Source organism: Bradyrhizobium sp. AUGA SZCCT0222 (assembly GCF_018130205.1).
GTDB lineage: Bacteria > Pseudomonadota > Alphaproteobacteria > Rhizobiales > Xanthobacteraceae > Bradyrhizobium.
Map to the genome: position 1 here is coordinate 1 of NZ_JAFCLX010000089.1, position 11,901 is coordinate 11,901.

Below are 11,901 nucleotides of genomic sequence, written 5' to 3' on the forward strand. Positions count from 1 at the left end.
AATCGAACGCTTCTGCGCTTACAACTCGCCTGCGAAGGTCTAAAATGCCCCGAACTTTTGGTTCAGGACACTAGAGCTCCGTTCCGATTTCCATCGGAACGGAGCTCTAGGCTTTTTGGGGCCTTCTCATCGACCCGGCTTTAGCGCTAAAAGGCAGTTGAAAACTGCCCTTTGGCGCGCTTTTTGCTGCTTTCATCCCTGAAAGCCACCCATCAACGCCGTTTCTGCCCGAGAAAGCCCATCATGAATCGTGTCGATGCCCACGGATTGAAGATCGCCCCTGAACTGTTCGATTTCATCGCCAAGGAGGCGACCCCCAAAACCGGGATTTCCCCCGACGCATTCTGGGCCGGGCTTGCCGCCATCATCGCCAAATTGGGACCGAAAAACCGCGAACTGCTCGCTGTCCGCGACGCGCTGCAGGCCAAGATCGACGGCTGGCACCGCGCCAACAAGGGCAAGGCGTTCGACATGAACGCCTACACGGCCTTCCTCAAGGAGATCGGCTACCTCTTGCCGGAGCCCGCGAGCCACAAGGTCGAAACCGCTGATGTCGACGAGGAAATCGGCAAGATCTGCGGACCGCAGCTCGTCGTCCCCCTCACCAACGCCCGCTATGCGCTGAACGCGGCGAATGCCCGCTGGGGCAGCCTGTATGATGCTTTCTACGGCACCGACGCGATCCCGCACGATCCGAGCGAGGCTGGCCGCGGCTACAACAAGGCGCGCGGCGACAAGGTGATCGCCAAGGCCAAGGCGTTCCTCGACGCTGCCGCGCCGCTCGCGACCGGCAGCCACACCGACGTGACGTCTTACAGCGTGATCGCCGGCCAGCTCGCGGTCAAACTGAAGAGCGGCAACGCCACCGCGCTGAAATCGGCCGAACAGTTCGCCGGCTATCTGGGCGACGCAGCCGAGCCGACCGCGATCCTGCTGGTCAACAACGGCATGCATGTCGAAATCAAAATCGATCGCAGCAGCACCATCGGCAAGGACGATCCTGCCGGTGTCGCCGACATGATCCTGGAATCGGCGGTCTCGACCATCCTCGACATGGAAGACAGCGTCGCCGCCGTCGATGCCGAGGACAAGGTGCTGGTCTATCGCAACACGCTCGGCCTGATGGACGGCACGCTGTCGGCCGATTTCGACAAGGGCGGCAAGACGCTCAAGCGTTCGCTCAACCCCGACCGCGTCTACAAGACGGCCGACGGCAAGGACCTCACGCTGCACGGCCGCAGCCTGCTATTGATGCGCAATGTCGGCCATCACATGTTCACCGACGCCGTGCTGGACTCAAAGGGCGAGGAGATTCCCGAAGGCCTGCTCGATGCCGCCGTCGCCGGCCTGCTGGCGATCCACGATCTCAAGGGCGGCTCAAAGACCAGGAACAGCCGCACCGGCTCGGTCTACATCGTCAAGCCGAAGATGCATGGCCCCGACGAGGTCGCGCTGACCTGTGAGCTGTTCGGCGAGGTCGAGAAGATGCTGTCGCTGCCCGAGAACACCATGAAGGTCGGCATCATGGACGAGGAGCGCCGCACCACGGTCAACCTCAAGGCCTGCATCCAGAACGCCTCGAAGCGGATCTGCTTCATCAACACCGGCTTCCTCGACCGCACCGGCGACGAGATCCATACCTCGATGGAAGCGGGTCCGATGATCCGCAAGAACGACATGAAGGCGCAGCCCTGGATCAAGGCCTATGAAGACTGGAACGTCGACATGGGCCTGATCGACGGCCTGCCCGGCCATGCTCAGATCGGCAAGGGCATGTGGGCAGCCCCCGACAAGATGGCCGACATGCTGACGCAAAAGATCGGCCATCCGCAGGCCGGCGCCACCACCGCCTGGGTGCCGTCACCGACCGCCGCCACGCTGCACGCGCTGCATTATCACCAGATCAACGTGCAGGCCCGACAGCAGGAGCTCGCCAAGGGCGGCCAGCGCGCGAAACTCTCCGACATCCTCACCATTCCGGTGTCGCAGTCGAACTGGGCCCCCGACGACGTGAAGCAGGAGATCGACAACAACTGCCAGGGCATTTTGGGCTATGTGGTGCGCTGGATCGACCAGGGCGTCGGCTGTTCCAAGGTGCCTGACATCCACGGCGTCGGCCTGATGGAAGACCGCGCCACCTTGCGCATTTCGGCGCAGCATCTGGCGAACTGGCTGCATCAGGGCGTCATCACCAAGGATCAGGTGATGGAGTCGCTGAAGCGCATGGCGGTGGTTGTCGACGGTCAGAACAAGGGCGATGCGCTGTACAAGCCGATGGCGCCCGGCTTCGACGGCATCGCCTTCAAGGCCGCATGCGACTTGGTGTTCAAGGGCCGCGAGCAGCCGAACGGCTACACCGAATACATCCTCACCGCCCGCCGCCGCGAAGCCAAGGCGGCCGGCTGACCGGCCGGCCTGAGTTCCGTCCGGATATCAGGCCGCGCGTATAGTCTGCAGGAATTTCCCGACTTCGAGCTTGAGGGAATGGCCTTCCTGCGAGAGCGAACGGGCGGAACCATGAACCTGTTCGGCCGCCGCCTGCGTGTCGGCCGAACCTCGGCTGACATCGGCGAGGCAACCGCCAACTTCGATGGCGCCCTGAGCGGCTTGCTGAACGTTGCGCGCAATGTCCTGCGTCGCTGTGCCCTGCTGTTCGACGGCTGCGGCAATCGCCGTTGAAATCTGGGAGATCTGCCCGATCGTGCCGCCGATCGCCTTGATCGCGGACACTGACTGCTCCGTTGCCGACTGCATCTGCGTGATCTGGGCGCCGATTTCCTCGGTCGCCTTGGCGGTTTGGGCGGCGAGCGCCTTGACCTCGGAAGCCACCACCGCAAAGCCGCGGCCCGCCTCGCCGGCGCGCGCCGCTTCGATGGTCGCATTGAGCGCCAGCAGGTTGGTCTGCGCGGCCACCGCCGCGATCAGCTTGACGACTTCGCCGATGCGGCCGGCCGCCTGCGACAGTTCAGCGATCCGCTCATTGGTCTGTTCGGCCTGACGCACGGCTGCATGGGTGATGTCTTCCGATTGCTTCACCTGGCGGCCGATTTCGGTCACCGAGGAAGCCATCTGCTCCGAAGCGGCAGCCGCCGATTGAGCATTGGCCGATGAACGGTCGGAAGCGGATGCCGCCTCTGCCGTATGCTTATGGCTGGTTTCGGCCGTCCTGGTCAGGCTGCCGGCGGCGAGTTCAATTTCGGAAGAGGCCGACGAGACGGCCTCGATGATCTTGCCGATCGCCTGCTCGAAGCCGTCGGCGACCTGGCTCATCGCCAGCTTGCGTTCTTCCTCCGCCCTGAGCTTGAGGCCGGCCTGCTCGGATTCCATGGCCTGAACGCGCAGCGCGTTTTCCCTGAAAACCTGGACGGCGCGGGCAATGGCGCCGACTTCATCCGTTCGTTTGAGGGACGGTATTTCAATGTCCAATCCGCCGCCGGCGAGCCGTGCCATCACGCCGGTCATACGGGTCATCGGCCGGATCACACCGAGGCCAACGCCGACAAGGCCGCCGCCAATGATCAGGAAGACCAGGGCCGAGATGCCCCACAGAATAACGTTGAACGTGCCAACACGCAGGGTCGCGGCAGTTTCGATGGCCCCGTTGTCGTCAGTGGTCTTCTTGACGATTTCGTCGATCAGGGCGCGGTGCGCCAGATAGGCGGCCGAGATTTCCGAATACGCCTTTGCCGCGGCGGCGGCATCCGCCTTGGCCAGGGCCGGCAGGAACGCCTGCTCGATGGCGGTCCAGAAGCGCTGCACCTCGCGATGCGAATCCACGACCATCCTCGTCTTGACCACAGGCTCGAGGTCCGACTTCACCCAGAACTCGTGGCGCTCGTCATATTCCTTCTTCAATTGCTTCAGCCGTTCGCGACGGTTGGCGAGTTCAGCCGGATTGTTCAGGGCAAGGGTGGCTTCGAGATAGGATTCGATCACGTATTCCGGCGGCGGCAGGATGTCGGCGATCAGATCGTTGCCGAGCTTGAGCTTGTTGTAGAGGGGTCCACCGACCTTGACCTCGCCGAGCGCGAAGATGCCGGTGAACACCACGGCTCCCAGACCGATTGCCGTGACAAGGCCGAACAGGACTATGGCGCGCGTGATCGTCAAACGAAGCTTCATTGCCAACGCTTCCTCAAAATCGATCCGGTTCCGCTCTTCGCAGCCGAATTTAAAATTCTATTGAGACGCGAGGACTATTTATCACTCGCGTTAACGTTCAGTTTGTGTCGGTACTCCGGTCCGGAATATTTGATTGCCCTTTGACGGTGTAGGGTCCGTTCAAATACGGGAGGCGTCGCGCGATCTGTCGCACGGCTGACGCCGATTTGCCGCACCGCAGGAACGTTTGGATCGTGCGCCCGTTGAGAATTCATCTCAACTCACAGGGAGAAATGACGATGGATTGGAACCGGGTTGAAGGAAACTGGAAACAGTTCAAGGGCGCCGCCAAGGAGAAATGGGGCAAGCTCACCGACGACGATCTCAATGTGATCGAAGGCCGTCGTGAGCAACTCGAAGGCAAGCTGCAGCAACGCTATGGCTTCGCCAAGGACCAGATCCGCAAGGACGTGGACGACTGGTTCGGGACCCTGAAGTAGGGTCATCACGAATGAAAAGCCCCGGCAGCGCCGGGGCTTTTTGTTTGGGCGGTTTGTTTGCGCGGTCGCTAGATCACCGCGATGTATTTCAACAGCGAGATCACGCCGAGGATGATCACGACTACGCGCGCGATCTGTTTGGCGCGGCCATCAAGCGGCAGCAGGTTGATGAGATAGAGAACGAGGATAACGACGAGAAACGTGACGAGTACGCTGACAATCATGCGGGCCCCCTCGGCTGAATAGCGCTGTTGATATTTTGTTAACGTGTCAGGTCACATTGGGTTCCGGACAGGGAACCCGCGTGCAAACAGAAAAACTACAACCATTTCAATGGCCCCCGTAGTTCTACGGCGCCGGCGCTGTCTAAGTATTTACCCTTTTACCCCCAAATGACCCCGGCTTTGGGGGAGCATCATGTTGAACCGTCTGACCGTATCCACGCTGCTGAAGACCGTCATCCTCGCCACCGCGTTCTGCGTCGTGGTGGGATTCTCGCTCAACGCCTGGGATGCCTGGGGCCGCCTGCAGGTGGCAAACCGCATCTCGGTGGTCACTGACGCATCCGCCAATATGTTCAAGGCGATGCATAATCTGCGCACCGACCGCTCGACGACCAACCGGCTGTTGAATGCCGATGCGCCGATGGACAGCGATATCGAAAAATATCTGCGCAACATCCGCGATACGCAGATGCCCGCCTTGAGCAACGCGCTGACGCTGCTCCCGTCCATCGAATTCGCGCAAGCCCAGACACTGGTGCCTGAGCTCGATCGTCTGTTCAAGAAGCTGAGCACGCAGCAGAAGGAATTCTGGGACGAGGTGAACAAGCCGAAGGCCTCCCGCCGTCCGACGCAAGGCAAGGAATACATGGAGACCGCGACCGCGCTGCTGGAGACGCTCGACAAATTGTCCGCAGCGCTTTCCACCGTGGTCAACCATCAGGACCCGATGATCGACCAATTGCTGGCGATCAAGCAGATCGCCTGGCTGCTCCGCAACACCGCGGGCGAAGCATCGCTGCTGGTTTCCAACGCGCTCTCCGCGGGAAAGGCGGCGCCGGAAACACAGCTCAAATATCTGAAATTTTCTGGCGGCATCGACGCCGCATGGAACGCGCTGGAACTGACCGCCTCGGGAATGCAGTTGCCGCCGGCGCTTGTCGCCGCGATAGCCGCGACCAAGACCGCCTATTTCGAACCGGACTACATCACTTTGCGCGATCGCCTGATGACGACAATGGTCGCCGGCGGGCAGCCCGAACTGACCGCAAACCAGTGGACGCCGATTACGGTCGGGCGCCTCGGCAGCGCGGTCAAGGTCGCCGAAACGGCGCTCGACGCCGCCCGGGACCACACCGTGCTGCAGTATTCCTCGGCCCGCCGCGCGCTGGTGGTACAACTGGTGCTGCTCGTCGGCGCGTTGGTGTTGACGTGCGGCGCGTTGATTCTCGTCACCCGCCGCGTCATCAAGCCGCTGCACAATATGCGCGACGCCATGTTGAAAGTCGCCGCCGGCGACCTGACGGTCGACACCGGCTATGCGGTGCGCAAGGACGAAATCGGTGCGCTCGCCGGCGCGCTGGAGACGTTCAAGCAGCAGGCCGAAGACAAGGTCCGGATCGAGGCGCAGGAGCGCGAACGCAACGCCGGCGCTACCGCGCGCCAGCAGGCGATCGAAAGCTATGTCGGCGAATTCGAGACCATGGTGCGCCAATCGCTCGACCAGCTGGGCGACGCCTCCGGCCAGATGCGGACCACCTCGGACGGCCTGTCTGCGGTTTCCCGCCAGACCAACGCGCGGGTTGAGGTGGCCGAAAAGGCCTCCAGCGAAGCCTCGATGAGCGTCGAAACGGTCGCGGCCGCGTCGGAAGAACTGAGCGCCTCGATCAACGACATCAGCCAGCAGGCCGCGCACGCCGCCGGCATCGCCAGCCGCGCGGTGAGCCAGGCGCGTGAGACCGACGGTACCGTGCAGGGCCTTGCCACATCGGCAGGCCGGATCGGCGAAGTCGTCGGGCTGATCAACTCGATCGCCGCCCAGACCAATTTGCTGGCGCTGAACGCGACCATCGAGGCCGCCCGCGCCGGTGAAGCCGGCCGCGGCTTTGCGGTGGTGGCTTCCGAAGTCAAATCGCTGGCAAGCCAGACCGCGAAGGCGACCGAGGAAATCTCGGAGCAGATCTCCGACATTCAGAAGGTCGCGAATGAGGCCATCGAGGCCATCAAGGGCATCGGCGGCATCATCGGCGAGGTCAACGAGGTCGCGACCGCGATTGCGGCCGCCGTGCAGGAACAGGGCGCCGCGACGCAGGAGATCACGCGCAGCACGCAGTTCGCCGCCCAGGGCACCAAGAACGTCTCCGACAACATCTCGGGCGTGAAGACCGACGCCGATGCGGCAGCAGCCGCCGCCGACGACGTCAAGCACGCCTCCGAGACGCTGGAAACGCAGAGCAAGCAATTGGGTACTCAGGTCACTCAGTTCCTCGGCAAGATCCGCGCGGCGTAGTCGCGCGCCCGTATGTCCGTCATCCTGAGGTGCGCGCACTTGCGCGCCTCGAAGGACGACGGCCCGGACTGTGGCCGATTCATCCTTCGAGGCTCGCTCCGCTCGCACCTCAGGATGACGGATTTGACAGGAGACTTGGATGGCCGGGTCAAGCCCGGCCATGACGGAAGTTGGAATGTCACGTCCCCTAACCGCGCCCCATCACTCTCGCGCCACCACCGGCACGCGTTCATACTTCGCGCGTACCTTGTCCGACGCGGGTGAGAAGTTCAGCTCGGCGCCGCGCTTGTCGGCGCTGCGGCCGGCCACCAGCAAACCGTTTTCGCCGGCGACAATGTCGCCCTTGCGCAAGGTCGGATCGGCCTCGATCTTGACCGGCGCGAGCCCGGTCTGATCCTTGCCGTTGCAGGTGCACCCGGCCACCAGCTCATTGCGATAGCGGAACGCGTTCGGCAGTTCCGAATAGGGCTTTCCGTTCTCGGCGGCGGCGTTGTCGATGTTGCTGCCGTAGAACACTTTGGTCTCGCTGGCCGGGCAGAAGCTGTCGCAGGACGCCGCACGGCTGGCATTGTCGGAGGCCGTCACGGGGAAATAGCGCCCGTCGCAGGTACGCACGCAAAACGCCTGACCGCCGCCGCCATAACGCCGCGACTCGCCGCGCTGAAGGGGCATCGGTCCGCCGTCGTTCACAAACGGCAACGAAATATGGGGGCCCCTCGCCCGGCCCATGCCGCCGAACAGGGCCGAGAAGAAGTCCTGGGCCTGCGCCGCAGGCGCCAGCGCGGCAGCGCCTGCCAAAGCCGCCGCGCCCAGGATTGCCATTCTACTCACGGCCATTCGCGTCTCCCGTTACGTTCGGCCGCTCAGTTGAGCTGCGACGCCGTCAAATTCATTGCCTGCCGCCCCGACGGCGGCGTCGTCACCGCCGGACGCGCCGGCCGCACGCTGATGGTGGTGCGCGTTTCCATGCGCGGCGCATTCTTCGGCAGCACCACGACCCTGGTGCCGACGTCGACGCGGCTGAAGAGATCGCTGACGTCCTCATTGGTCAGGCGGATGCAGCCTGAGGAAACGAACTTGCCGATCGTCGAGGGATCGTTGGTGCCGTGGATGCGGTACTGGCTGGAGCCGAGATACATCGCCCGGGCGCCGAGCGGATTGCCGGGGCCTCCGGCCATGAAGCGCGGCAGATAGGGCTGGCGCGCGATCATCTCGGCCGGCGGATGCCAATCCGGCCACTCCGCCTTGCGGCTGATGGTCTGTACGCCGGACCAGGTAAAGCCTTCGCGGCCGACACCGACGCCGTAGCGAACGGCGCGGCCCTGACCGAGCACGTAATACAGCGCGGTGTTGCCGGTATCGATCACGATGGTGCCTGATGCCTCCGACGTGTTGAAAGCAACGACGGCACGGCGCAGCCGCTCCGGCACGACGCCCGCGTCGGGCGTTACCGGCTCAACCATCATCTCATCGGAGGGAAACGCGTTTGGCTGGGTGGACGCGTAACCCAGCAGCTGCGCGCTCGCGGCGCTGGAAAATACCGAGGGGGCCAGCAGCACGGTGCTGATGAAGACGAGCGCGTGGGTTACGCGCGACTGACGCCGGCGATGAGAGGACTGTGTCATGGGACTGCCCCGGTTGGATACGCATCGTGTGATGCTCTGAATTGGCAACGCGACCGGGGCTGTGCAGTTCCCTGCGGCTCACGTTGACAGGCCTGCTGTCAAGCGCGCCCCTGCTCACGCTTCCGCGATGGAACTTCTGCTCCCGGCGCTCGTTAGGGCGGTTGAGAATTCGGTTCGCGGGGCGACGTCGCGGCTGCCATGTGAACACCGCCTCGCGCGGGGGAGAACCTTGTGCGCGTATTGCCCCCCAAGCCGTTGCCTGAAGAACGCAGGGCGCCTGAAGATCGCAAGGCACCGTCCGATGAAAACAAGCCGTCGGAACGAAAGCCGGCGCAAGGCGAGCACAAGACAACCGAACGCAAGACAACCGAACGCAAGCCATCCGACCGCAAGCCTTCTGACAACAAGTCCTCCGACCACAAGGCCTCTGACCACAAGGCCTATGACCAAAGGACTTCGCCGGGCGACCGCCAGAAAGCCAATGCGCCGGAAGGCAAACCGCTGCCCGACGGTAATGTCGAATTGCCTCCGCTGATCAGCCGCGCCGAAATCGTCGCCTTTTCGCTGGTATCGCTGCTGATCATCTGCATCGTCGCCGTGCTCTATGCCGCGAAAGCGTTCTTCCTGCCGATCACGATGGCGTTCATCGTCGGCACGATGCTGTCGCCGGCGGCGAGCTTCCTTGAGCGCTATCGTATTCCCCGTGCGCTGGGCGCCGTCCTGATCGTGGCCGCCGTCGTCACCGGCGCAGCCTTCATGATCGGCCTGATTGCATCGCCGGTAATGGAATGGAGCAGCAAGCTTCCGGAACTGGGGGCGCAGCTGAAGGAAAAAATGCACGTCTTCGACCGGCCGCTGGCGTTGTGGCAGCAGCTGCAAGGCATGCTCGGCAGCTCGGACACGCTGGCGACATTCCACATGCCGAAATTCGAATGGGTGCAGCCGACGCTCGAATTCCTGTCGCCGACCCTCGCCGAGTTCCTGCTGTTCGTCGCCACCCTGATCCTGTTCATCGCGAGCTGGAAGGACCTGCGCCGGGCCATGGTGATGAATTTCGGCGACCGGCCGGTACGGTTGCGAACGCTGCGGATCCTCAACGAGATCGAGGAGCATCTGGGCAGCTATCTGATCATGGTGACGATGATCAATGTCGGCGTCGGCATCGCAACCGGCATCATCTGCGCGGTCACGGGCATGCCCAATCCGGCCGGCCTCGGCGCGCTGGCCGCGACGCTGAACTACATTCCGATCATCGGACCGGTCGCGATGTTCCTCGTGCTGATCGTGGTCGGCCTTATCGCCTTCCCGACGATCAGCGCGGGGCTGCTCGCGCCGCTGCTGTTTGCCGCGATGACCTTCCTCGAGGGCCATTTCGTCACGCCGACGATCGTCGGCCGCAGGCTCGAGCTCAACGCGCTGGCGGTGTTCATCGCGCTGGCATTCTGGACCTGGCTGTGGGGACCGATGGGCGCGTTCCTGGCGTCGCCGATCCTGATCGTCGCACTGATCCTCAAGGAGCATCTGATGCCGGTCAATTCGCCGCAGTTGCCCTAGAATCAAAGGGTTTCGCAGCAGGAACTTCCGCTTCAGGCAGGCGTTTCCCCGGTACGCAAATTTAGTAGCTTGGAACATTTGCTGGAGCTTTTGATGTCGATGACGAATGGCGACGCCGCAAAGAACCTGACGGATAAAGCGACCTACGAACGCCTGGAAAAGGATGTAACCGCCGTGAAAAACGATATCGCAGCCCTCACCGACCAGATCACCGATGCGCTCAACAGTTTTGCCGGCACCGCGGGCAAGCAGGCCCGCCGCGGCTACAAGCAGGCGCGCGCCAATGCGGAGCAGGCGGTGGACGACATGTCCGAGCGCGGCAGCGCCATGATGGACGCGGCTCAGGATGCGGCCTCCTCGATCGAGGAATCGCTGGAAGACGTCATCACGCAGCGGCCGCTGGCAACGGTAGGCCTTGCACTGGGCGTAGGCTTCCTGCTCGGCGCAATGTGGCGCCGGTAATCCGGCGATGATGCAATGATGACCCGCGCCGGAAAGCCAGCCTTGATCTGCCGGCGCTGGCGCGAGGTCGTTTCTTTTATTGATGTTCTTTTCAGATCGAGGCGGGCCCATGTTTCAGCGACTGATCGATGATTTCAAGGATTCGACCGGCACTGCGCTCCGGCTGACCTCGCTCGCGGCAGCAGCCGCAGTTGCTTTGCTCGTCACCACATCGTTTCTGTGCGCGGCCGCGTTCATCTTCGTGCTGGAGAAGTACGGCCCCGTTTATGCTTGCCTGACCGGCGCCGGCATCTTCTTCGTGGTGACGATGATCGCGGCGATCTCCTACATGGTGCGCAAGAAACAGATCGAGTCGCGCGTCAAGGAGACGACAAAATCCGCCGCCCAAACCATGCTGGCCGATCCGATGCTGGTCGCGGCCGGCATCCAGGTGGTGCGCGCGATCGGAATCAAGAAACTAATTCCGATTCTGGCGGTCGGCGGCTTGGCGCTCGGATTTTTGGCCAGCCGCGGGCAGAGCCAGGCCGGTGGCGAGGCGCCGGCGGAGTAGGTTCGGCAGCTGTCGTCCCGGCGAACGCCGGGACCCATACCGCGTGATCTCTCGATGAAGGCTTGGTCGCAGAGACCTTTCGCATAACTTTTCCCTGTGGTTATGGGTCCCCCGATGCGCAATTGCGCATCTGAGCTCAAGGCCGGGACGACAGCGGTGTTTGTTGCTGCACCGAGGTCCAAATATGTGACCGCATTCTCGCGACGCATTGCGCCCGAGCTTTGCCAGAAATTCCTTGCCCCCCAAAATGAGAGGGCGCAGGGAAGACCGGGTGCGCGCTGCACCCGCGGTCTCGCGTGCGGTTTGCACAAAACAAAGTGCACACGAGCATACAGGGCAGCGGAGAACACCCGGCCTTCCCTGCGCAATGGCTTTACGGCTTATGCCGTGATCTCCCCGGAGACGAGTTCTTGGTTGACTCCGTCGCTGCCGTTCAGCTCACGCCTATCCGACAACTTGACACCTGCAACGGGTGCCAGGACCACACGGTTTTGCCGTACGCTTATCCACGCCGTCGTCGAGGCGTAAACCAGCGTCCACCGCAACCCGTCCAACGTCCGTGACGACGGCCGACGCCCTTCTGAGTAGGACGGGATGG

At 62.9% G+C, this 11,901-nt stretch carries 10 protein-coding genes; 6 read left to right on the forward strand and 4 right to left on the reverse strand.

Going from position 1 to position 11,901, the window contains the following annotated elements; translation table 11 throughout:
• Positions 1–243 precede the first annotated feature (243 nt).
• Complete coding sequence (locus JQ629_RS36560; protein ID WP_212416741.1) at positions 244–2,406, forward strand: malate synthase G; 2,163 nt, start codon at positions 244–246, stop codon at positions 2,404–2,406.
• 27 nt (positions 2,407–2,433) lie between these two features.
• On the opposite strand, the gene JQ629_RS36565 is transcribed toward JQ629_RS36560, so the two are convergent.
• A complete protein-coding gene (locus tag JQ629_RS36565) occupies positions 2,434–4,122 on the reverse strand; it encodes a methyl-accepting chemotaxis protein (RefSeq protein ID WP_212416742.1) in 1,689 nt (562 codons plus the stop codon).
• 278 nt (positions 4,123–4,400) lie between these two features.
• Here JQ629_RS36565 and JQ629_RS36570 point away from each other — a divergent pair, with 278 nt between their 5' ends.
• Complete coding sequence (locus JQ629_RS36570; protein ID WP_211999734.1) at positions 4,401–4,601, forward strand: CsbD family protein; 201 nt, start codon at positions 4,401–4,403, stop codon at positions 4,599–4,601.
• A 68-nt stretch (positions 4,602–4,669) separates the two neighbouring features.
• Here JQ629_RS36570 and JQ629_RS36575 read toward each other — a convergent pair whose 3' ends face one another.
• Complete coding sequence (locus tag JQ629_RS36575; protein WP_192737186.1) at positions 4,670–4,825, reverse strand: Thivi_2564 family membrane protein; 156 nt, start codon at positions 4,823–4,825, stop codon at positions 4,670–4,672.
• Between the two features lie 193 nt (positions 4,826–5,018).
• On the opposite strand from JQ629_RS36575, the gene JQ629_RS36580 reads away from it, so the two are divergent.
• The gene (locus JQ629_RS36580; RefSeq protein WP_212416743.1) at positions 5,019–7,112 is read left to right on the forward strand and encodes a methyl-accepting chemotaxis protein; all 2,094 of its coding nucleotides are present in this window, start codon (positions 5,019–5,021) and stop codon (positions 7,110–7,112) included.
• Between the two features lie 201 nt (positions 7,113–7,313).
• Here JQ629_RS36580 and JQ629_RS36585 read toward each other — a convergent pair whose 3' ends face one another.
• Positions 7,314–7,949 carry a DUF2865 domain-containing protein gene (locus JQ629_RS36585; RefSeq protein ID WP_212416744.1) on the reverse strand — a complete coding sequence of 212 codons (636 nt, stop codon included), beginning with the start codon at positions 7,947–7,949 and terminating at the stop codon, positions 7,314–7,316.
• A gap of 26 nt (positions 7,950–7,975) precedes the next feature.
• On the reverse strand, positions 7,976–8,737 hold the full coding sequence (locus JQ629_RS36590) for a L,D-transpeptidase (RefSeq protein WP_212416745.1): 762 nt from the start codon (positions 8,735–8,737) through the stop codon (positions 7,976–7,978).
• A 501-nt stretch (positions 8,738–9,238) separates the two neighbouring features.
• On the opposite strand from JQ629_RS36590, the gene JQ629_RS36595 reads away from it, so the two are divergent.
• The 3 genes from JQ629_RS36595 to JQ629_RS36605 all read left to right on the forward strand — a co-directional run bounded on the left by JQ629_RS36595 (position 9,239) and on the right by JQ629_RS36605 (position 11,303).
• Positions 9,239–10,291, forward strand: a complete 1,053-nt coding sequence (locus JQ629_RS36595; RefSeq protein ID WP_212416747.1) for an AI-2E family transporter — start codon at positions 9,239–9,241, stop codon at positions 10,289–10,291.
• A gap of 93 nt (positions 10,292–10,384) precedes the next feature.
• Positions 10,385–10,753 (forward strand): ElaB/YgaM/YqjD family protein, encoded by a 369-nt coding sequence (locus JQ629_RS36600; protein ID WP_212270112.1) that lies wholly within the window; start codon positions 10,385–10,387, stop codon positions 10,751–10,753.
• Between the two features lie 109 nt (positions 10,754–10,862).
• Entirely contained in the window at positions 10,863–11,303 is a 441-nt protein-coding gene (locus JQ629_RS36605) for a hypothetical protein (RefSeq protein ID WP_212416746.1), read from the forward strand.
• Positions 11,304–11,901: the final 598 nt, after the last annotated feature.